Below are 22842 nucleotides of genomic sequence, written 5' to 3' on the forward strand. Positions count from 1 at the left end.
GTGATGCAATCTGACCCTACCGGCAAAACCCTGCCTTTCCCCAAAAAAGTGCAGCCTTTACTGGGTCCGCGCTTTGACGTGAATCGAGCCGAAGCTCTCACTCTGCACAATTTCAACCAGTTGCTCCTTGATCAGTTCCATGACCGCCAGGAAAGTAACCACCACCCCCAGGCGTCCTTCTTCTACGCTGAAGAGACTGACAAAAGGCATAAAATGATTACCACTTAAACGATCGAGAACCTGAGCCATACGTTCACGGGTAGACAACTTCTCCCGCTCAACGTGGTGGCTTTCAAACATATCCGCCCGCCGCAGTACTTCCGAGAGCGCGAGCAGCATTTCTTTCATATCCACCTCAGGATCCGGGCGGGTTGCGTTACGGTCCGGAGCCTGAGCTGTGGCCTGATGGATCTCACGCCCCATGCGTGGCATCTCATCGATGTCCTCAGCGGCGGTCTTAAAGCGTTCGTACTCTTGCAAACGACGAATCAGTTGTGCCCTGGGATCCTCTTCCTCTTCCTCTTCCTCGCTGGATCGAGGCAGAAGCATGCGGGACTTGATTTCAGCCAACATGGCGGCCATAACCAAATACTCAGCCGCCAATTCAAAGTGCATGGCCTCCATCATCTCAACATACTTCACGTATTGATGGGTGATGTCGGCAACGTTGATTTCGAGAATGTCCAGATTTTGACGGCGAATCAGGTACAGGAGTAAATCCAACGGCCCTTCAAAGGCTTCGAGGAACACTTCCAGTGCATCGGGTGGGATATACAGGTCTTTAGGGAGCTGCGTAAAAGCTTGCCCATGCACCATGGCAAAAGGCATCTCAGACTGTTCAGGTCCATTTGTGGCACTGGCCGGAGCCTCGGCGACGGCTGGGCGTTCTTTACCCAGGCGTGTATTATCCAGGTTTTTGGCAACCACAGGGCTCACAGCAGCGGAAGTCTCAACTGAAGATTCCCCAACGGTCGAACGTTCAACGACAGTATCTTCGACTTCTATTGCTTCAACGTCACTGCTCACGAAGTACCTTTTGTCCGTAGTTATCAGTAGTTATCAGAAGTTATCCGTATTCGTCCCGGCCGCGCTAAGCCCTGGCCATCGCTTGATGTAAGCCGGCTATTATACCGACTATTGTTGTCCCTAGACAGGCAGGAGTGGCCCTGTTTACCAATTCAGGCCCTCGTTCCCCCCTTTCGACTGTCGAAAGGGGAAAACATTAACACAGCCAGTACCCGGTGCAATGGCCCTCAGAAAGGATCACTCAAGAAAATCGCTGGCATCACCACAGCCCTGGCGAATCAACTCCGGGGCATCTCCGGTCAAATCCACCACCGTGGTGGCCTCCATGCCACAAAAACCACCATCAATCACCAGTTCCAACTGATGCTCCAGGCTCAAACGAATGTCATAAGGGTCAGTCAGCGGCACCGTATCTCCCGGCATGATCAAGGAACTGGTCATCAATGGCTCCCCCAATTCCTCCAGAAGTGCCAGAGCGATAGGATTGTCAGGCACGCGCATACCAATAGTTTTACGTTTGGGGTGCATCAACCGCTTGGGCACTTCAGACGTCGCTTCCAGAATGAACGTAAAAGCACCTGGCGTATGCCCCTTGAGCAGCCGGAAGGTCTGATTATCCACCCTGGCGTAGGTGGCCAGCTCTGACAGGTCCCGGCACATCAACGTGAAGTTATGATGCTTGTCCAGCTGGCGAATGGCCCTGATACGATCCAGAGCCATTTTGTCGCCTATGTGGCAGCCCAGGGCATAAGCCGAATCGGTCGGATAGGCTACCAGCCCCCCAGAGCGAATAAGCTCTACGGCCTGCTTTATCAAACGTGCTTGTGGATTTTCCGGATGAATTTGAAAAAATTGAGCCACAGACTTCCCCTTGCTGACCTGAATGACTGACTTACAACAAAAAGACAAAACATGACGCTGGCCCTCGGGCTCACCGACAGCGTAAAGTCCTATAGAATCAATCAATTATATTATTTATCGAGTTTATAAGTTAACTGTTGTTGTTAACTATTTGAAATCTATGACCACAAATCCCAAACCGGGCGACAATCTTCGGGCAACCCATCAAAGTTGCCAAGCTCCTGCCAAGGCTGATCCGGTACGTGGAAGTCACTGCCACAAGAAGCGTACAAGCCGTACTTGTTGGCCAGCAGGCGCATATCCCGGGTAACATCGGGAGCCTGGCGGCCGCTAACCACTTCCATCGCCTGACCGCCAACGGCGACAAATTCCTCTAGCAACCGCCCCAGCTTCGTTCGGGTCATCTTGTATTTATCCGGATGAGCCACAACGGCAACCCCACCCGCCGCAACGATCCAGCCGACCGCCTCTTCAATGGACGGCCATATCTGCTTGACGTCCCCCGGCTTACCGCTCCCCAGGTATTTTTTAAAGGCCTGATCCATGCTTTTGACATGGCCCGCCTCAATCAGGAATTTGGCAAAGTGAGGCCGGCCGAGAACCCCCCCGTCGGCTTTGGCCTTAGCCCCTTCCAAAGTACCCGGCATGCCCAGTTTGGCCAATTTGGCAGCAATTTTCTCAGCACGAATTTCGCGATTGTTGGACTGTTGCTCAACGGCGGCCACCATGGCCGGGTGATCAGGGTCTATATTTAACCCGACTATGTGAATACCTGTGCCATTCCACAGGCATGAGAACTCAATTCCCGGCAAAAGACGAATACCTTCTTCGGCCGCCGCGTTGCGGGCTTCTCCGATTCCGCTGACCGTATCGTGATCAGTCAGGGCTAAAACCGTCACGCCTTGCATTTTAGCCCTCGACACCAACGCCTGAGGACGTAAAATACCATCTGAACAAAGACTGTGAGAATGTAGATCGTGCAAGCGAATTCCTTATGGGATAGGGCTTTAGGCGCATTCAAGAACATCTCAACGTCACTACTGCCCTTAAACTGGCTCCATTATCTCTGAGTTTCGCAATGACACAAGCTGTAAATCAACCGAAAAGTGAACCCAAACGCGAAAGCCTACTGCTAAATCTGCTGCTGAACATCGTCATTCCCACGGTCATTTTGACCAAGTTCAGCGGGCCAGAAGCACTCGGCACCCAGTGGGGAATCGTCGTCGCGCTGGCTTTCCCCATCATTTATGGCCTTAACGACTTCAGACGCTCGGGCAAGGTAAACCTGTTTTCAGCCCTGGGCGTGCTGAGCATCTTCCTCACGGGGGGGATCAGCCTGCTGGAACTGGATCCCAAGTACATTGCCATCAAAGAAGCCGGCATTCCCGCCCTGTTTGGCCTGGCCACCGTCATCTCACTCAAAACCCGGTTTCCGCTGGTGAAGACCTTCCTTTACAACGACAAGATTTTGCAGGTGGATAAAGTGGCCGAAGCGCTCAAACGCAAAGGCAACGAATCCGCATTTGACGGTGCGCTGGTCAATGCCTCTTACCTCATCGCTATGTCGTTCTTTTTGTCCTCGGTGCTCAATTACGCCCTGGCCAAATACCTGTTGGTCAGCCCCCCGGGGACAGAGGAGTTTAATGCCGAGCTCGGAAAAATGACTGCATTAAGCTTCCCGGTGATAGCAGTACCGGCGACCCTCGTCATGATGGGCGCGCTCTTCTACCTGTTCAGCCGAATCAAGCACCTGACCCAGCTGGAACTGGATGACATTTTGATCCAGCAGTAGTCTTTCCGCCTTCAAAAGACCGATTTTTAACCCCTCATGGGGCATTGCTTTCGCCTAGCGGTTACTGCAAGCCCCCTGATGGAAGATCACACTCAATAATGGACACGCCTCATGAGCCTCTTTTACGCCATCATCAGTGAAGACATCCCCCATAGCCTGCCGCTGCGCAAACAGGCCCGTGGTGCTCACCTGGCCCGCCTGGAAGCCTTAAAAGCAGAGGGTCGCCTTCTGATCGCCGGACCGCACCCCGCCATTGACAGTGAAGACCCTGGCGAGGCTGGTTTTACCGGTAGCCTGGTGGTGGCGGAATTCAGCTCTTTGGAAGACGCTCAAAAATGGGCCGACGCCGACCCTTACATCGAAGCGGGCGTTTACGCCAAAGTCGTCGTCAAGCCCTATAAAAAAGTACTTCCTTGAGGTAGCCATAGCGCAACTTGTTGCCACTTTAACCGGGGGGTGTTGCCCCCTGTACCAGGTACCCACGACAGCCCCAGGCGCTAGACCATCAGACCCTGGCCTTAAATGGTCCCAAGGGGTAAACCGGATGGTGCCATCAGCACTGAAAGCCAGTTTGCCGACAAAACGCTATGCTTATCGCGCTAATGACAGCTTATGCCGGCTATTTGTGAGCAAGTTGACAAGCATTTATGTTCATTTACAGTAGGCTTCGCCTCCACGAACCAACAACCCGGAAAACCTTGTGAAACAGATTATTACCTTAATCATCTCTACCGCGATTGCCCTGTGCTTTTCGATCCATACCGTTGCCGCCGAATACCGCTGGGTGGACGACACCCTCTACGTGCCGCTGCGCAGCGGAAAAGGCAACCAGTATCGTATCCTCGATAAGGGACTGAAAAGTGGAACCCGTTTAACGGTAATCTCCGAGGATGACGAGTGGACAGAAGTAAAGACCAGCAGCGGTGAATTGGGCTATGTTCGCAGCCAGTATCTTAAGAACACCCCCACCGCCGGGCTGAAATTAGCCACCGCCGAAGCGAACCTGAGCAAGGTGACCGCTGAATACCAGGCCCTGAAAAAGCAACTCAGCAGCGCCCAGTCCAGTGGCAGCCAATTAAACCAGGAGCTCTCAGAAGCCAACACCCGCATCGCAGAGCTGCAAAGTGAGCTGACTGAAATCAAGCAGGTGTCGGCCAATGCCATTGGCCTGAATCAGCGCCATCAGGAATTAATGCACGAGCATGAGTTGATGCAAACGGAAGTGGATATTCTCAAGGCTGAAAACCAGCGTCTGCAAAACGACACCCAGAATACCTTTTTCCTCTACGGGGCCGGGGCGGTACTGCTGGGAGTGATCCTGACGCTAATCATCCCGACCTTGCGCCGCCGTAAGCGATACAGTGAATGGGCTTAATCGTGTCAGAGGCCCTCTGATTAGCATGACCCTTAACCCAGTCAAACCTGTAAAGCGCAGTCAAGCCTGGAAAATCAGCCAGAATCGAAGGAATTCCCCGGTGTCTAGCCATATATTGTGTGCACAACCCCGCTGTCGTCACTCATGGAAAATGAGCTGTCTGCGCCTCGTCCTGCTCGTCGGCATGGCGCTGCTCAGCCTGAGCTCAATGAGCCAGGTCACAGAAACTGCCGTGACGGGAGGGGCCTCAAGCGAGATCACCGCCAGGCACGTCGAATTGAAAACAGACCTGGGCATTATTTTGATTGAACTCTTTCCCGACAAGGCCCCTGCGACCGTCGCCAACTTTTTGCGCTACTGTAACGACGGCTTTTACGTCGGCACCATTTTTCATCGGGTCATTCCGGGGTTTGTCGTGCAAGGTGGGGGGATGACCTTCGATTTTGTCAAAAAAGAGACTCATGACCCTGTCGTCAACGAATCCAACAACGGCTTGAAAAACCGTCGCGGCACCCTGTCAATGGCCAGACTGCCGGACCCTGACAGCGCAACCTCCCAGTTCTTCATCAATTTGAACCGCAACCGTCACCTTGACCCGCAGAAAGATCAACCCGGCTACACTGTGTTTGCCAGGGTGATTGAGGGAATGGATGTTGTGGACAAAATGACAGAAGAGCCACAGGGCAAATATCGCGCCCAGGCGCCCGACCTGCCCATCCGCATACTCGCTGTTACCGTCAAACCTTAACCGCTATCGGCACGTTAACAAGACGAACTTTCACTGCCCCAGACAGAGATATTTATGAGCCACGCCAGATCCGCGACTGCCCTGAGTGTTAACCTGAACAAAATTGCCCTGCTGCGTAACTCGCGTGAGGGCAACTACCCCTCTGTGGTAGAGCACGCCAAAATTTGCCTCGCGGCCGGTGCCGAAGGAATTACGGTCCACCCTCGCCCGGATCAGAGGCACATACGCCCGGGAGATGTCATGGATTTAAGCGCCCTGGTGCGCCCCCTCGAAGGGATTGAGTTTAATGTAGAAGGCAATCCTTACGCCGGGGCGATCGGCAGCTATCCGGGGTTCATGGAGCTGATCAACCAGAGCCGCCCCGACCAATGCACACTGGTGCCTGACAGCGACGACCAACTGACGTCCGATCACGGCTTTGATTTAAAAACCTCTGCCAAACAACTGGAACCCATTATCCGTCAATTGAAAGACTGGAACTGCCGCATCAGCCTGTTTATGGACCCCGACGTGGAGCAGATCAAGCTGGCCAAGGACATTGGCGCGGATCGTATTGAGCTGTATACCGGCCCCTATGCCGATGCTTACCGCACAAGGTCTGACGATTTGGATGCCATCTTTGATCAATACGTGACGGCAGCTACTGCGGCGGCTGAGGCCGGATTGGGCCTTAACGCCGGCCACGACCTGGACCTGGAGAACCTGCCCCGTTTTCGGGAGATCCCCAATTTGCTGGAGGTCTCCATCGGACACGCCCTGACGGTGGATTCGATTGCAATGGGGATGAGCGAAGCGGTTAAACGCTATCACCTCATTTGTCAGTCCTGACCCAGTCATCGACATAGCCAGGGCGCTTAGCGCGCCCACCTCACCCTCAGCGCTCCTTCCCCCCTCGTACCAGCACTCCGGCAATTCCCCAGCCTGCCCCCTCACTACATCACCCCCAAAAGCTATTGAGAGCCTCTTTTTTGAGCTAAGCTTACACTCAGAATATCAGAACCAAATACGGCAATACGGACTCGAGGAAAGCGTTTATGCACTCAATTTTGGTGAAGGATTACATGGACCGAAATACCTGCGCAATATTAATCACCTCTAACATCAAAGATGCAGTAGAAGCCATGTTGCGTGGAGGAGTCATCGGAATGCCCGTCATCGACCAGGAGAAAAAGCTGGTGGGATACATTTCTGAACAAGACTGCATGAAAGAGATGCTCAACGACACCTTTTACTGCGCTGAGTCACCCAGTATTACTAAAGTCATGAGCTCTGAGGTACTCTCCGTCACCCCGGATACCTCGATTCTGGAAATCGCGGAAAGTATGCTTGACCGGCGCCCCAAGAATTACCCGGTGGTCAGCGAAGGCAAACTGATAGGCATTATCAACCGTTCACACGTGCTCAAGGCCTTGCTGGAAAACAACAAAGACTGTTATTCCCATAAATAAGCCCCTCACCGGAACACTGGCCTGAAAGCCGGTGCAAACAACCAAATACTGAGTCAACGACCTCTATTGCCCGCCACCGGCTTTGCTCCAAACAGCCGGTTGAGCGGCCTTACCTTCTATGGTTCCAGGGGGCATCTTACCGCCGCTCCGAACAATTAAACCGCCAGTTTCCCAAGAGGCGGTACGGGCTTTATACTGCGCGGCATTGAAACGGATTATGCAGCTCACCGCAAAAGGTAACTCCCCCGACGTTATGAAGACATTAAACCTGGTCGGCGCCGGCAAACTCGGGCAAACGCTGGCTCATCTTTGGCATGCGCACGCCACATTTACCATTCAGCAGGTAATAACCCGATCCCTACCCAGTGCAAAAGCAGCCTGTGAGTTTATTGGTGCCGGTGAAGCCGTCACCTCCGTACAGCAAATGACTCCCGCCAACGTATGGTTGATAGCGACACCGGACGGCAACATTGCCAAACAAGTCCAGGCGTTGCACAAGAGCCAGTTACTGACTCCGGATACCGTGGTATTTCATTGCAGTGGTGCACTGAACAGTAGCTGCCTTAAGCCCCAAGCCTCAGAGGTTTACCAGGTTGCGAGCATCCACCCTATCCACAGCTTTGCCACGCCTGCAGAGTCAAAAAACAGTTTTCACGGAAGCTTTTGCGGTTATGAAGGCCACCCCGAGGCTCTTGCCACATTACTGCCTGCTTTTGAACACATTGGGGCACAACTGTTTGCCATTGATGGCGAGCACAAAACCCTGTATCACGCCGCCTCGGTCATGGCCTGTAACTATCTGGTCGGTTTGATGGATGCCAGTTTGGAGTGCTTTGAAGCCGCAGGAGTTAGCCGAAACCAGGCCCAACAATTGCTTTTACCGATCACCCATCAAACACTGGACAATGCCTTAACCGGTTCACCGGAAGCCGCGTTGACAGGTCCCATCTCTCGCGGGGATGTGGACACGGTACGCAACCAACTGCAGCAACTGGCACAGCTAAAGGCCCACAAGCACTCTCTATTGGCCGAGATCTACCAGGTAATGGGGCAACAAACTGTCCGGGTGGCAGAAAAACAGCAGCGCAGCGCACCTCCTCAAGACCTGGCTGAGATCAAATCCCTGCTGCAGCAATCCGGTTTCGACACCCAATAGGGCCTCGATTGCAAAAATGTGGCTAAGTTAAATGGCAAAAGACGGCTAAGGTTAAATAAGTTAAGGCTAGGGTTAAATAAGTTAAATAGGCCTTAACGGGAGAAAGTCCCTGCTAAAAGGCCGCTGGAATACCGTATAATCCGCTACCCAACAGCCTGGTTTGTCTACACCCAACACCGCGCAATTCCGATACCTCTAAATCCCGATACACCTCGGCAGGACATCAACGTGACCCAGAGTGACAGCGAAAGCTATCTGAAGAAAAAACAATTCTTTAACCAACTGCTCACGGTTTATGGACGCAAACCGGTGCTGGAAGCCCTGGAAGATCCCGCCACCAAAGTGTATCGACTGCACCTGGCTGAATCCAACCGTCCTGGCGGTATCATAGCGGACATCATAAAGCTGGCAGAAAACAAACAAGCGGAAATTCTCTATCACGACCGTCAGGCACTCTCCCGCATTTCACGCAACAGCAAGCAAGATCAGGGGGTCGCGGTTGACCTGGTGTGTTCCGGCTATCAGGACTATCGGGACTTTCTCAACAGCCCGGCATCCCAGCACGCCGAAATCATTGCCCTGGATCGCATCACCAACCCTCAAAATCTCGGCATGATCATTCGATCCGTGTGCGCCGGCAGCGCTAAAGCTTTACTGCTTCCGGAAAAAGGCTGCGCCAAGCTGGATGCCCTGGTGATTAAAGCCAGCGCCGGCACTCTGTTCCGGGCCCCGATTTTACGCTGCCAAAACCTGGCTCAGACTCTGGCAGAATTTCGTGAAAACGGCAGTTCTATTTATGGGCTATCGTCACATGCCCCGCATACTCTGGGTGAAATTCCGCACACTGGGGCCAAGGTCTTCGTTCTGGGCAATGAAACGGACGGGGTCTCAGACGAAGTCGCCAGAGAGTGCAATCAACTGGTAAGCATACCCATGAACAATGGTGTTGAATCCCTCAACGTGGCAGTGACTGCCAGCTTACTGGCTTTCAGAGGTCAACTATAAGAAGCGCCGCCACCTGACTCCGACCAGCCGCGTCAGGAGCCCGGTTCAATCAAACCGGCACTGCCAGCCACCCGCTAACCCAGACATTGGCGGGCCTGGCTATTTCCAGCCTTGCCCTGCCCCTCTAAGGCAAACCCGACTACAAGCTCGGCTTACAGCCGTCCCGCTACAAGCTCCCCCATGCGCCTGATACCTTGAACCACCATAAGCAGTCCTCTTTGGAGTTTGCCCAGCCCTGGGCCTGGCCGGTATTTTCTCCACGGTTGTCTATACTGTTTTAAACGTCGTCCATACGGGTCCTAATGTCGCAACCCGCTAAACTGAAGGCCCAAACCGGTAAACCTCGGCTGCGGCTGTGATGATCAGCCATCAAGCTGTGCAGCGAGCTTGAAGGTATCCCCGCGGCACCGAACAGTGATGCTTACCAACTTTAGTCTTTGTCGATCAGGAGTGCATGTACCCCCTATGCCAGCGTCGAATCCCTCTCAAGGCAATTCAATGTATGTTCGGTTTATCGCCCGCCTGCCCCTCAACCTCCTGGGTATAGTGTTTGGCTGCCTGATTGTTATGCAACTCAACGGCTGTCAATCTAACGCGGACTATCACCCGGAAGAACGTGTAGCGACCTACACCCTGCACGGCGACAACACTCGCCTGCAGAAAATGATCACCAGGCAGCGGATCGAGCACGGACAAGAGGGTGACCAGAACGGGTTGTACCTTTTGCAGGAAGGCCTGTCTGCGTTTATGGCCCGGATAGCCATGATTGACAATGCGGATGTGTCCCTCGATTTACAGTATTACATCTTCTCTAACGACATCTCCGGCAAACTCATCCTGGGAAAACTCCTCAATGCCGCTGATCGGGGGGTGCGTGTCAGGGTATTGGTTGATGATCTGGGCGCTCCCATCCAGGATCCCTGGTTTGCGGTGATGGACCAACACCCCAACATCGAAATCCGGGTCTTCAACCCGGTCGTCGCCCGCTCCGGCTTGCCCAGGACCTTTCAACAAGCTTTCCACTTTGGCCGGATCAACCACCGCATGCACAACAAACTGATGGTGGCCGATGGTGTAGCCATTGTGACCGGCGGCCGTAATATTGGCGACCCGTACTTTTCCAACGACGAAACTTTTTTTCAGGATGTGGACATTTTCTGCTTTGGCCCGGTAGTCTCTCAAGCCACGAACAGCTTCGACACCTACTGGAATCACGAAGCCTCTGTTCCCCTGAACGTGATTCTGAAGGCTAAAAAAGGCGGCACCCTGACCGACCTGCGCAAAATGGGGGCGGAATACCTCTACACCGTCAGGGATTCCGAGTTCACGAAAGCTCTGGAGCACTCACAGCTTGGTCAGGATATTGTTTCCGGTGAGATTACTTTTGAATGGGGTCAGGCCTCACTCTATGCAGATCCACCTGACAAAGCCACAAAACGGGACGAAGTTGACCCACAACAATTCCTGGGTGCCAAGCTAAAAACCGTGCTTAATCAAGCCCGGGAGCAACTGTTGATCAGCTCTGCCTATTTCATACCCGGGGAAAATGGGCTCGCGTTCCTCAGCGACCTTGAGAAAAGGGGGGTCAAGGTTTCCGTGCTGACCAACGCTTTGAGTACCACTGATGTCGCCGTCGTACACAGCGGCTACAGCCAATACCGCAAACCGTTGCTGGAAGCCGGGATTCAATTGTGGGAATTGCGTTTACAGGCCGGTGAGGAACGCAGGATTCAATGGTTTAAAGGCCGTTCACGGGCGAGCCTGCACGCCAAATCTTTTGTAATTGATGACGACAAGGTGATCATTGGGTCGGTCAATTTAGACGGTCGGTCACTCATCCAAAATACAGAAATTGGTGTCTATATTCATAGCAACAAGATCAATCAACAACTCGCAGACACCTATAAAGAATGGACTCGGCCCAATTTTGCCTGGCGACTTTCACTCAATGAAGACGATGATTTGCAATGGCAAGCCCAGGACAAACAGGGCAACCTGATCACAGAGTACAAGGATCCGGAATCGAGCGGTTGGCAGCGCTTTAAAGTGTGGTTATTGTCATGGCTGCCGATTGAACAGCAAATTTAGGGCCCGTGACGACGAATCGCTTAAGGATCTGGAGTGTTTGTCGCAGCAACGTGCCACAAAGGACGAATGCCGAGGTAGCCAACGAACAAGATCAGGGACAAAGCCCCGCCAAACCTGAACAGACTGAGCGCCCCCCACACATGTACCGCATAACCACAAGCCAGAGCCCCCAGGGGGGCAGCACCGAATAGTGCCAACTGATAGATTGACAACACCCTGCCCCGATACTCATCAGCCACTTGTTGATGCAGTAAGGATTTACCCAGGCTGGCAGAAACACCGGCAACAACACCCCAGACAAAAACCAGTATTAGCAACCCGGTTAATGTCGGCCTTGCGGATATCGCCATCATAATAATACCCGCGTACAGCAAGCAAAAAAGCACGGAGCGGCCTAACTGATCCACCTGACCGCGCTTCAACAACCCCAGTGTCGCCACGATATTACCGGCCACAAACACCAACTGCAGGCCGGCAAAATACAACGCATCTTGCTGGTAGATATCTCTCGCCAACAACGGTAAAGCGACCACAAAGACCCCAATGTGCATGAAGCCGTTAAAACCCACCAATAGCATCAGGTGCTTTAACACCCGGTGGCGAAACACAAAGGTTAAACCATCACGAATGGAGATCAGAGGCTTCTGCACGGGCTGATCAGCAACCACAGCGATGCCCGCTGTCGCACTCGATACGTGTTTTCCTCGCAGCAACAGAAAAAACAACAGTGCACTCAAGAAGACTGCGGAGCATTGCAACCCGAGGATCAGTGGCACGCCCAAAGTATCCATATGCCCCGCCAGGGCTACACCCAATGCCTGTGCGACGTATACACACAAGCTGATTTGAACCACTGAGGTCTGCAGATTGCCGTCGGAAGCCACAAAGATAGGCAACACCTTGTCACGCAGTGGCTGAATAAACGCATTACAGATACCCAACAACAGCGCATAAATCAGCAAAGATGATAAAGCCAGTAAGCCTAAGCCTACTTGCCACAGCATCGCACCATGACTCAACAGCAACATGCCATAAAATACCGGAAGGACTCGTATGGCCCCGGGCCGATCGGCGAAGGCGCCACCAAACAACATCAGCACTACACCAGGCAGTAATACCGCTGACTGCACCCACCCCACCTGATTGGCGGACAGCTGTAACGCACCCACGGCCAGCCAGGGCAATAGAACAATTTGAACCCCCATCGCCAAGGCAGCAAATCCAATCGCTAACAAATACTGCACAAAACGGCTCAAACGGAGACTCCGGGTGTTTTCAAGGGTTAGCCAGCCACAACATGGCACACATGCCCGGAGCAACGAGCACAAACCGGAAGCAGCTTGAGTACTGAAAGATCAACAAAAGCGCATTCTACCCAATCTCAGCCCCACCTTCAGCTTTAACTCTCGACAATCTGAACCGCTTTGCCATGCCCATAAAAAAGCCCGCTGTACAGCGGGCTTCAGTGGCCGGAAAAACAATCGCCAAGATCAGCGAGTCTTTACCGCTTTTTGCCAGACTCTAAAGTTTGTAGCCAGACTCTAAAATTTGTAGCCAGATTCTTCGTGAGCGGTAATGTCCAGACCCGCCACTTCTTCCTCTGCGCTCACCCGAATTCCGCCAGTCAACAATGCCGTCAGCTTTAACAGCACCAAAGTTACCACCGCAGTGTACACAAAGGTGGCTACCACACCGATTGTCTGTGTGGTCAACTGATCCAGGATCGAGTAACCCGCGCCGGGCTCTGCACCAAAGCCACTGAATATACCCAGGTCAGGTGAGGCAAACACCGCCACCAACAAACTGCCCAAGATCCCACCGATACCGTGAACCGGAAAGACATCTAGAGAGTCATCGATTTTCCAGGTGCGCTTAACCAGCTGGGTCATATAAAAACAGATGATACCGGCACTTACCCCAATCACCAGAGCTCCCGCCGGCCCTACAAACCCGGAAGCCGGGGTAATTGTACCCAGACCGGCTACCATGCCGGTAACGATGCCCAACACACTGGGCTTACCAAATTTAACCCACTCCATGGTAGCCCAAGCCAGTGACCCCGCCGCTGCCGAGATATGAGTGACAGTCATTGCCATCGCTGCATCACCATTAGCCGCCAGCGCACTGCCTGCGTTAAAGCCAAACCAGCCAACCCAGAGCATGCCAGCCCCGGTTATCGTCATGGTCATGTTGTGAGGAGGCATTGCCGTGTTCGGAAAGCCTTTGCGATTACCAATCACCATCGCCGCGACCAAGGCCGCGACACCGGCTGTAATGTGGACCACAATACCACCGGCAAAATCCATCACCCCCATGTCGGCCAGCCAGCCGCCGCCCCAAACCCAATGGCAAACGGGAAAATAAACCGCCACCAGCCAAAAAGCACTGAACAGCAGCACCGATGAAAACTTCATCCGCTCAGCAAATGCCCCCACAATCAAGGCGGGCGTAATAATGGCGAACGTCATTTGAAACATGAAGAACAAGGATTCAGGAATGTCGCCCGACAGGCTGTCCCGCTGCATGCCGGTCATAAAAATCCGGTTCACATCACCGATAAAGTTCGAACCTTCTCCGAAACTCAGACTGTAACCAAACATCAACCAGATCAGTGATGCAACACAAGCGATAGCAAAACACTGCATCAGCACTGACAAGACATTTTTGGAGCGCACCAGCCCCCCGTAAAAGAGGGACAGACCTGGCAACGTCATAAACAACACCAAAGCCGTTGCAGTTAAGATCCAGGCCGTATTTGCTCCGTTCATACCATCTTCCGCGAGAGCACCAAAAGGTAAGAGTCCAAGCGCGAATAAAGTGACCAATTTTTTCATGTATGTTTATGCCGATATACCCGTTGAGGGTATGGCCGGCTCTCCTCTGCTTTAAGAAAGTCCAATGGCGATACGCCAGAACGCGCACCACCCTTAAAAAAAGTAGCACCAATATATTTCTTTATAATTCAATGAGTTAAGAATAACGCACTGTTTTGGCACCATTTAGAGGCCATTATTGTGCACAGGCAACCTTCATTTCTCAAGACAGCAAAAGCCAATTTCAGCCATTTCAAAGAGCTTGATGAAAAAAAGTATATTTATGCACAAACATGGGTCAAAAAAAACGTCCAAGCACCATAATGGAGCCATGTTTTGTGGGTGTTTAGAGGGCGCTCGGATCACGCATTTTCAAGATAGCCAAGAAAGCGATAAGGGCGCAGATACCGAACGCCTCAGCGTTCAGTTTGCTTCAGCGCCTGCTTAACTTGCCTGAGAGCTTCATCCCACTGAGCAGGAACAACTGTCTCCCCCCCGTACAGATGCCCCTCAAACATGCGGGTGAACTGAGTCACCGCTGAGGCAAGTTTGTGCTGCCCTGCTGGGATATGTGCCGAATCAGCCGAGTCGCCCAAAGCTTCACCTGCAACGCCAGACAGCTTAGGTGAGGCCTCTAACCTAGCAGTTGGTAACGTTGTAGTGGATAACCTAGCAGTTGGTAACGTTGTAGTGGATAACCTAGCAGTTGGTAACGTTGTAGTTGATAACCTAGTCGTTGATAACCTAGTCGTTGGTAACCTTGCAGCTGATAAAGCCGTGGTTGATAACACAGCCGTTGAAACTCCGACGGTAGTGTCCACCGTTCCGGCCAAAATCCTTGAGCAGAAATCCCCGGCCGTCTCACCGTCTTTGCGCACCCACCCGCGCCGGCCCAACAACTGCTCAAATTGAGTGTAGTAGCGTAACGCCGGCGACTTCCGTTCAGGCCGTGTAAGCCACCAGAGGTGCAAAGTCATTAGTGCCACCAATACACCCCCGCCCACTATAACCACCAGCACCATCTTCAGCGGACTCACCCCTCCCAAGAGATTATCCAGCAGATCCCCCTGAGCACTGCGATCAAAGCCAATAACAGCCTTGTGCCAACGGTAATTGGCGGCGTCCCACTGCATGCGCAAACGGGCAATGACGGGGATTTGCCGATAGCGCCCCAGTGTCATCACCCCTTCCACCAGCCCAGCCTGCAAATTGCCGAGACTTTGCTGTACACGCTCAGGGGCAACTGCGGCCGTTGGGTCGATACGCACCCAGCCCCGCCCTGGCAGCCACACCTCGGACCAGGCGTGCGCATCGTACTGATGGACCACCACATAATTATCCAGCGGGTTGTATTCCCCTCCCTGATAACCGGCCACGACCCGAGCGGGAATACCTGCTGCACGCATCAAAACCACAAAGCTGCTGGCAAAATGCTCACAGAAGCCCTGCTGAGTCTGCCAGAGAAACTCATCGACAGTATTTTGCCCCAGCGCTGGCGGCTCCAAAGTATAGAAAAAGTAATCCCGATAATGCCCCAGCACCCGGTCGATGTATGCCAGGTCACTGCCAGACTCTCTATGCCACTGTTCAGCGGTTTCACGGGTTCGGGGGTTAAATCCCTTCGGCAACTGCAACTCTCGCCTCAGGCGCCAAGGCGGCAACGGGTCGGCCTCCAGGGTGTAATCCAGGCGCGAGCTCACCTGATACTGTAATCGCTGGTGTACCGGCTCACTCCTGACCAGGCGGAAATCCCGTGCAAAGCCAAATTGCCGGCTATCTTCAAATGTTTCCGGTAACATCAAGCTGTATAGCCAGGGCTGATGACTGGCCTCCATAATAATGCTGTAGTTCACCGGCTGGCCACGCCCTTCAACCAGATCTCGCCAGGGCTGTTGGTAACTGTCCTGCCAGTCAACCATAGAGCCATACCCGGCAACCTCGCGACGGTCATAGGACTTGGCTTTCCTGTCATAAGGTTTAGCTTGATAGTCAAAAGGTTGGGCTTGACGCCAACTTCGCCCATCAAAATCCGAAAACACCAACCCTCGCCAATAGAGCTGGTCCTGAGGCGGCACCTCTCCCTCAAAACTGACCCGAAAAGCCACACCGCCCGAGCGGGACAGACTGGAGAAATCGCCTGGTGACATGCTGTCACTGACACCGGTTTTGGCCGATTTCGACGGGTTGGGCACGGACCACAAAGACCCTATACGCGGCATGATCAAAAACAGCAGAATCATCAGGGGAACAGTGTGCAGTACTAGCCTGCCCGCCAATCGAAAACTGCGCCATGGACGCTGATGGCCGGTGGGCTGGTTCATGCTCAGCAGGGCACTGATCGCACACCACACGCACACTACCCCATAAACTGATGCCAGCAAATCCTGGCTGAACAAAAATTGCACACCAATCAGAAAGAACGTCAGGTACACCAACACCAGAGCATCTTTGCGCCGCTGCATTTCCAGCTGTTTCAATAGCAGCGCACTCACGAGCAACGCCACCATGGGCTCCAGCCCCAACAGACCTCCAAACGACAACAGCAAACCGGCGACACAAACAATGACCAGTAATGCCTTTACCCAGCCACCCGGCATCGGCCAATGCCCGCGGAACTCTTGCAATCGCCACCATAAAACCATCGCCCAAACGGCTGTCAACCAAACCGGCAGCTCCAGCAGCAATGGCGCGATGGCAAGCCCTTGAGCCATGATGAGCCAGAGCAAACTATTGCGTGGCAACAGGAAGCGTTCAACAGCCGTCATAAACGACTGCCCTGGTTTACATCAACGCCGGTGTAGGACGGCGCTTTTCGGGGCTGATATAAAGCCAGTGCCTTTAGGACTTGCAGCTTGTGTTCCAGACCTCTTGCCGGGGGAATTGATACCCCTGGCAGCCTCAACCCATAAGGCTGCTGTGTCTTACTGAGTTTGAGCACCCAGTAACACAGTCGAGACAGCCGGGCCTCTTTTCCCACTCCTTCCAGAGCATCCCAGTCCAGCCATACCCTGGGCTCGCGATAACTCGCATATTCCTTACTGTACAAGCCCTGTCCACGTGCATAGTGTTTCCAGGCAATGTGTTTAGGCGAAACGCCCACTTCATAATTTTTAAAACCGTGGAAGTCTTCAGCCCCCTGCTCTTGCAGACGGCTGCCTTCGTCTGCACCAGCGACGGAGCTGACCGGCATTTCACCACCAGAGATCGGTTTCGGGTAAACCAATATAGGCAAATCCAAAATCAGCCAACTCCAGCAACGGATTATCCCGAGGGGATAATGGCTGATCACCTTAAGGCGCGGCGGCCTATACCAACCTCGATACAGCCCGGTGGTAAACAGCTTGATAACCGCCACCGGCTCATCAATGAGATCCACAATGACCGAGCTTCCCCCCTGAAACTGCAGCCCAATGTTTTCCTTCTCTGCGCCCTTTCGACAGGAGATTTGCAACTCCACTTCGCCGTCCTCGCCCAGGAAACAAGGGGCCGTCCGCAAACCTTCGAGCTTCAGACCGGCCATATTAAAAAAAGTGTGATGAATGCTGATCACAAACAGAGCCGTTAGAAAGAAAGCCAGACCGAGCACCACATTGTTGTCGAAGTTGGTGCCGGTCAACCACAGTAAAATGACGACCACCAGAAAACCCAGCCCCGCTTTGGAGGGCATAATAAACAGGCGTTTATTATTCAGCACATGCTCGCGAGCGGGTGCAAGCCGGAGTAACATCCAAGAATTGAAGCGCTGAACAATATATTGGCGAAGAGAACCCCAGGGGGTGCCTGTCCAAGTAAATTTTGCTGATGAATCAATAGGTTGCGACATGAAAGACACAGTAGCTATGGGATGAGGCTACTATAACCGATCCCCGACAGCCTATCATCCTCACGTTAAAGCCTCTTGCCCCCCCCTCTGTCTTTGCCAATATCCCGGCACGAAAGAGCCCGCCGCCCAGTCCCTTAATCCTGCCGTCCACCGGGGAGGAAAATTTTGATACTATGCGGCAGCAATCAGCCCCCACGACCTCAAAAGTCGACTGACAGGACTCAACACTATGGCAGTACACTCTGGCGACCGCGCCCACTGGGAGAAAATAGCCTTCATCACCGCACTCTGTGAGAGGCACATCCCTAATTACGCCCTGTTTTGTGAGACCATTGACGCCCCACAACAGGCGAAACAGCTGCAAAAAGTATTGAATAAAGTCTGGGAGTACCTGGCCGGCCAGCTCAATTCCATGAAAAATCTGGAAAAAGCCTTACTGCTGTTAGAAGAACTGACACCAGAGCCGTCAGAGGAAGATGGTTATGGGGTCTATCCGGCGCTTGATTGCTGCCTGCTGCTCACCAGTGCCTTACAGATGATATTAGATGACAGTATTGACGATGTGGAAGCCGCCGCCGGTCTGTCCATCGCCACGGTCAGTCAATTTATCGCGCTTTCAGAAGACATCGATGAATTCGACCCGGAGCAGCAGCAACACGATTTGTACGATCAGGAACTGGAATTACAGCGATGGTTGAACGAACGTCTAAAAGTGAAAGCCGCCACTACGGAAATCATTAAAAGTCTTCGCAAGGAGCTCAGCGAGTTCGACAGCAGCAATTTGGGCATTGCTCTTTAAGGGCTTTTCTCCTGAAGGGCAACTGCACGTCAGGAGACCAGCCCTTCAAACCACCCCAATCAACCTCCGACCAGCACGGTAGGACAACCCAGCACAATTTTTCCACCATGCGCAGTACTGTCCCCCATCCGTGCAGCGGGCTTGCTCTGGATCAAGACCGTCATGCTCCCCATGGCTATGGTGTCGGGAGGCCCCACACAAACACAGACACTCCCTACAGTTGCTGAAGGTAAACCCCCGATGATCACGGTAGGACCGCCCGGAGAAAGGATGGGGCCACCCACATGAGGAACCGGTCCGGTTGTCATTGGGCACACATGCATATCCGTAATTCTGGCCGCTGGCTTTCCCATAAAAATACCCTAATGTATTGACATGCTGATAAAATGTTGGCGTTGAACAATACCAATAAAGCAAAATCGGTAAAATAGTAAAACGTTACAACCTCTCAACCGAAAGCAGCTCATACAAGCCCCTTCCCCCCCTCTGCCAAATTAATTCCCTGCTTAATAAACTGCCTTAATGATTCGCCAGGATCATCCGTGTTTAACAAACTTCCTGCCAGAGTGATGCTGCCTGCCACCGCGTGAGCATAAAGATATTCAGGCGGCTGGATTTCCGGTTCTCCAGGAGGGGCAAGGCTGCCCGTTGACCAGCTGGCCGCAGTAGCAGCCCAACTTGCCGGTGTTTCATACTTTGTTTTTTCTGCCAGAAGGGTACACCGTAAACGATTTTCTTCCGACGGTTTACGGGCCCAGGCTTCAGCGGCAACAAGCGCATCGATATTATTCTGATCCGTCTCTGGTGTTTGCACTTGGCGAGAGACCAGGCACGCCCACCATACCGCCTCTCGTTTAGGCAACCCATGGGCCAGTAATTTAATGGCGTCGTAGTAACATTCGGAATCCACCAATACAGACACCCCACCTTGTGGGTTCAGTTCAGGGTGTAAAATTTCAGCAGCCTTATTGTCCAATTCAAAGTGAGCAATTAATTCGCCAGCGTTAATTGCCTTAATCTTTACCCATTCCGTCATTATTGCAATCTTCCTCTACAGACATATGGGGCAGTAAACCACATACATCAATTGATCTTGGTTAAGCCACCTTTTAGCGTTAAAATCCCGCCAGTCTTAATCGTTCCCATAGCGCTGGCATTACAATCAATTTTGGTAGACTTGATCGTGATTCCCGAAGGTGACATTTTAATACTGCTCCCCCCCACCTTCAGCTCTATCGAGGTTTTTGATGTGATTGTTATCGAACCTTGCACATCTGTCGTTTGCTTACCCGAACTGACTTTGACCGTCTGGTCACCGGATTTCACCGTTGTCTTGTCATTACCATTGGATATCGTCTGTGTCCGGTTATTAACCACCTCAAGCGTTTGATCATTTTCTATGGTGCCCACCTGATCATTATGAATCAGAAAGTTATGATCTTTACCAGCCTCCATGTAAATTTCTTCTGATTTGACCTTGTCATCAAATCTCAGCTCATTAAATTGACCGTCATCACACTGAGTTTTCCACCCACTTTGAGTTGCGCTATAGCCAGGCCCTTTGTTTTGACCATTGTAAACAGCCCCCGTCACGATTGGGCGATCCGGATTTCCATTAATGTAATTAATGACGACTTCCTGACCTATTCGTGGTACAAAATTTGCCCCCCAGTCTTTACCGGAAAAAGACTGTGCAACCCGCACCCAACAACTGTTATGTATCGAGGCCCACGGAAACCCCACTTTCACCTGAGTATAAGGATCTTTGGATGAATCCGATTCCGTCGCTTTAACCTCTACTATGGTTGCAAGTTGTGGATTGTCAATTCGTCTGGAAAAACCAGTGGGTAACGGCCTGGGGTTTACCTTTGCAGGAATACAGGAAAATGAATTTTTAAATATCGTCTCGCGATCATTGCCATCCGAGGCTGTTATTTGCACCTTGGTTAGTAGGTATTTGCCCTTTTCAGAGACCAGCGGGTGTTCAAAATCAAACCGTCCACCTACGGCAAATTCGGTCACCTGGCTTTCACCCACAGCGACATCGAAGCTCATTTCTTCATGTTCTATTGACGCTTTGGTAACCGTCTGATTCAGGTTCGTCTGAAAGGCATGCTCATGACCTTCACCAATGGATTTAAACAAAAATCGACCATATTGGCGGTGTTTATAAGAACCCACATCGTTGAGTTCATTTTTTGTCTTAACGGTCTGTATATTGTCTTTTCTAGCAGTAAACTCGTTATAATCTTTAAATTCAAAACCACCGGTGTGATAAGTAAACTGGCGAGACCAGCGGCTGACCGTCGACTCTTCCGGAAGACTTCCACCACCCTCATATTCTATTTTTCTCTGAGTAGAATCAAAATAATCTTGAGCATCTTCAGCAAGAATCATTTCATGTTTATCATCAGAGTGCTGAAAATAATAACTGATGCCTTCTTCAGCCATTAATCTGGATATAAATTCAAAGTCTGTTTCATCAAACTGTACACAATACTCTCTCTCAGCATAAGAATTAGAGGATAATTTATCCATTTTAAAGCGAACGACCTTGCTGTATTCCCCGAGCACCTCTGTGATGATTTGTTTAACGTCTTTTTTGTGAAAAATTCGATTGTTGGAGCTAAGATTGGTAAACCACAATCCCGGTACGACAGAAGCCCTATAGCATCGCAAGCCGGAACCATCGACATCAAACAGTGAGAATTGATTCACATAACCGTGTATATAACGTGAAGCTTCAGCATCGCTATCGTGGTGAAGAGATATTGTGACAGGCCTGCCAACGATTGACTTTTGGTCAACACGGTGATCATTTGAAAAAAGCTCTACATCAAAATGAAAAAGATCTGATATTGCCTCCTGCCCTACCAGGTAGGTTGCAATAAAATAATCCTTACCCAACACTGACTCTATTCGAACCAGACGCTTATCCTGACTTAATATAGGCATAATCCTGTCAAATCTTCCTTAATTCAAATGCGGAAAAACACAATCTTTCATTATGTGGTCAATAGCGGTTTGTTTAGGCCAAAAGTTAACAATCGTTCATTCAACAGGCCACATTTCGAAAAACCAAAAGGCCGGCACACTACTGAATACAGCAATGTACCGGCCCTTTATCGCAAGATAACCTTACAGCGGTGTTGCTGTAGTCAGGTCGTAGCCAACACGCATATTGGTAGTATTCTTGTGAGATTTATCCGCATGGGTCAAATCAGCTTCAATCTTTGCAAAACTGATTGAAATAGCCTCATGTGGCGGGCCACCTGCAGCTGCGCTCACACTGTAAGAGGAAATAATCGCATCCTCCAAGGTGTACACTGCGTATTTCTCAACCTTGTTGGCACCAGTCTGAACAATGTGGATTTCAACTTTAACGCCTTCATCCCCTGTCACTGAAGACTTAAACAAACCACCAGATGCCGCATCCAGGGCCTTGGTCACACTCACTTCACTTAAACTGGGGCGAGAAGCCTCACGGTTAGCCATTGCACCGGCTTCCATGGAAATCCCACGACCGACTCCAAAATTAAAGCTGTCGACCTCAATCCAATTCTCGTAACCTTTTGCCGTCACATTGCCTTTTGTCGCGTTTTCATTAAAGCTCATGTAAATTGCCATTGACGAATTCCCCTTTCTCTTTGACACATTCAAATACTTTTAGTCAAAACTTAAATGGCTCTGACCTTCGTTATGCCCAACCGGACAATGACGATGATTTAAACAAATAAAAACACAAATAAAAAGAGAATATCGCAATTATTAAATCCACTCTGACACCATTTACTTCTGATCAACCAAAAAACAAAAAAGATAACACTGATACATATCACTAAAAATCAATACCCACCCCTAAAAGTAAAATTTGACTCTGACACCCTTTTACATTTTTTTGAAACACA

General features: G+C 51.6%; 21 protein-coding genes. 10 read left to right on the forward strand and 11 right to left on the reverse strand.

The annotated features are described in order from the left end of the window. Positions 1 to 57 precede the first annotated feature (57 nt). The 3 genes from G8770_RS08585 to G8770_RS08595 form a co-directional block, all read right to left on the reverse strand. Entirely contained in the window at positions 58 to 897 is an 840-nt protein-coding gene (locus G8770_RS08585) for a segregation and condensation protein A (RefSeq protein ID WP_279537130.1), read from the reverse strand. Positions 898 to 1263: 366 nt separating this feature from the next. After that, entirely contained in the window at positions 1264 to 1887 is a 624-nt protein-coding gene (locus G8770_RS08590; protein WP_167184747.1) for an L-threonylcarbamoyladenylate synthase, read from the reverse strand. Between the two features lie 158 nt (positions 1888 to 2045). Continuing rightward, positions 2046 to 2870, reverse strand: a complete 825-nt coding sequence (locus tag G8770_RS08595) for a PHP domain-containing protein (protein WP_208022125.1) — start codon at positions 2868 to 2870, stop codon at positions 2046 to 2048. Positions 2871 to 2965: 95 nt separating this feature from the next. On the opposite strand from G8770_RS08595, the gene G8770_RS08600 reads away from it, so the two are divergent. The 9 genes from G8770_RS08600 (at position 2966) to G8770_RS08640 (ending at position 11499) form a co-directional block, all read left to right on the forward strand. Beyond that, the gene (locus tag G8770_RS08600; protein WP_167184748.1) at positions 2966 to 3679 is read left to right on the forward strand and encodes a VC0807 family protein; all 714 of its coding nucleotides are present in this window, start codon (positions 2966 to 2968) and stop codon (positions 3677 to 3679) included. Positions 3680 to 3790: 111 nt separating this feature from the next. After that, positions 3791 to 4096 carry a YciI family protein gene (locus tag G8770_RS08605; RefSeq protein ID WP_167184751.1) on the forward strand — a complete coding sequence of 102 codons (306 nt, stop codon included), beginning with the start codon at positions 3791 to 3793 and terminating at the stop codon, positions 4094 to 4096. A 283-nt stretch (positions 4097 to 4379) separates the two neighbouring features. Next, the gene (locus tag G8770_RS08610) at positions 4380 to 5054 is read left to right on the forward strand and encodes a TIGR04211 family SH3 domain-containing protein (RefSeq protein WP_167184754.1); all 675 of its coding nucleotides are present in this window, start codon (positions 4380 to 4382) and stop codon (positions 5052 to 5054) included. A 100-nt stretch (positions 5055 to 5154) separates the two neighbouring features. Next, positions 5155 to 5802: a peptidylprolyl isomerase gene (locus G8770_RS08615; RefSeq protein WP_341771105.1), complete on the forward strand. Its 648-nt coding sequence runs from the start codon at positions 5155 to 5157 to the stop codon at positions 5800 to 5802. Positions 5803 to 5856: 54 nt separating this feature from the next. After that, a complete protein-coding gene (locus tag G8770_RS08620) occupies positions 5857 to 6630 on the forward strand; it encodes a pyridoxine 5'-phosphate synthase (RefSeq protein ID WP_167184757.1) in 774 nt (257 codons plus the stop codon). 206 nt (positions 6631 to 6836) lie between these two features. Continuing rightward, positions 6837 to 7250, forward strand: a complete 414-nt coding sequence (locus tag G8770_RS08625) for a CBS domain-containing protein (RefSeq protein WP_167184760.1) — start codon at positions 6837 to 6839, stop codon at positions 7248 to 7250. A gap of 253 nt (positions 7251 to 7503) precedes the next feature. Continuing rightward, positions 7504 to 8406 (forward strand): Rossmann-like and DUF2520 domain-containing protein, encoded by a 903-nt coding sequence (locus G8770_RS08630; protein WP_167184762.1) that lies wholly within the window; start codon positions 7504 to 7506, stop codon positions 8404 to 8406. A gap of 222 nt (positions 8407 to 8628) precedes the next feature. Next, complete coding sequence (locus G8770_RS08635; protein ID WP_167184919.1) at positions 8629 to 9411, forward strand: TrmH family RNA methyltransferase; 783 nt, start codon at positions 8629 to 8631, stop codon at positions 9409 to 9411. Positions 9412 to 9909: 498 nt separating this feature from the next. Continuing rightward, on the forward strand, positions 9910 to 11499 hold the full coding sequence (locus G8770_RS08640) for a phospholipase D family protein (RefSeq protein WP_167184766.1): 1590 nt from the start codon (positions 9910 to 9912) through the stop codon (positions 11497 to 11499). A 20-nt stretch (positions 11500 to 11519) separates the two neighbouring features. On the opposite strand, the gene G8770_RS08645 is transcribed toward G8770_RS08640, so the two are convergent. From G8770_RS08645 to G8770_RS08660, 4 genes are all read right to left on the reverse strand, one after another. Then, positions 11520 to 12755, reverse strand: coding sequence for an MFS transporter (locus G8770_RS08645; RefSeq protein ID WP_167184769.1), 1236 nt, complete (start codon positions 12753 to 12755; stop codon positions 11520 to 11522). 285 nt (positions 12756 to 13040) lie between these two features. Further along, complete coding sequence (locus G8770_RS08650) at positions 13041 to 14333, reverse strand: ammonium transporter (protein ID WP_167184772.1); 1293 nt, start codon at positions 14331 to 14333, stop codon at positions 13041 to 13043. A gap of 395 nt (positions 14334 to 14728) precedes the next feature. Beyond that, positions 14729 to 17077: a transglutaminase TgpA family protein gene (locus tag G8770_RS08655; protein WP_167184775.1), complete on the reverse strand. Its 2349-nt coding sequence runs from the start codon at positions 17075 to 17077 to the stop codon at positions 14729 to 14731. Further along, entirely contained in the window at positions 17074 to 18006 is a 933-nt protein-coding gene (locus G8770_RS08660; RefSeq protein ID WP_167184778.1) for a DUF58 domain-containing protein, read from the reverse strand. The genes G8770_RS08655 and G8770_RS08660 overlap by 4 nt, the downstream gene beginning before the upstream one ends. Positions 18007 to 18364: 358 nt before the next feature. Here G8770_RS08660 and G8770_RS08665 point away from each other — a divergent pair, with 358 nt between their 5' ends. Beyond that, on the forward strand, positions 18365 to 18934 hold the full coding sequence (locus tag G8770_RS08665; protein WP_167184781.1) for a DUF416 family protein: 570 nt from the start codon (positions 18365 to 18367) through the stop codon (positions 18932 to 18934). A 59-nt stretch (positions 18935 to 18993) separates the two neighbouring features. Here the strand turns inward: G8770_RS08665 and G8770_RS08670 are convergent, their stop codons facing one another. The 4 genes from G8770_RS08670 to G8770_RS08685 all read right to left on the reverse strand — a co-directional run bounded on the left by G8770_RS08670 (position 18994) and on the right by G8770_RS08685 (position 22561). After that, entirely contained in the window at positions 18994 to 19287 is a 294-nt protein-coding gene (locus G8770_RS08670) for a PAAR domain-containing protein (RefSeq protein WP_167184784.1), read from the reverse strand. Positions 19288 to 19397: 110 nt separating this feature from the next. Beyond that, a complete protein-coding gene (locus G8770_RS08675; RefSeq protein WP_167184787.1) occupies positions 19398 to 19970 on the reverse strand; it encodes a DUF6931 family protein in 573 nt (190 codons plus the stop codon). A 47-nt stretch (positions 19971 to 20017) separates the two neighbouring features. After that, entirely contained in the window at positions 20018 to 21889 is a 1872-nt protein-coding gene (locus G8770_RS08680; RefSeq protein ID WP_167184790.1) for a type VI secretion system Vgr family protein, read from the reverse strand. A 183-nt stretch (positions 21890 to 22072) separates the two neighbouring features. After that, positions 22073 to 22561 carry an Hcp family type VI secretion system effector gene (locus tag G8770_RS08685; protein WP_167184793.1) on the reverse strand — a complete coding sequence of 163 codons (489 nt, stop codon included), beginning with the start codon at positions 22559 to 22561 and terminating at the stop codon, positions 22073 to 22075. Positions 22562 to 22842 lie beyond the last annotated feature (281 nt).

This window comes from Pseudomaricurvus hydrocarbonicus, assembly GCF_011602365.1.
Taxonomy (GTDB): Bacteria; Pseudomonadota; Gammaproteobacteria; order Pseudomonadales; family Cellvibrionaceae; genus Pseudomaricurvus; species Pseudomaricurvus hydrocarbonicus.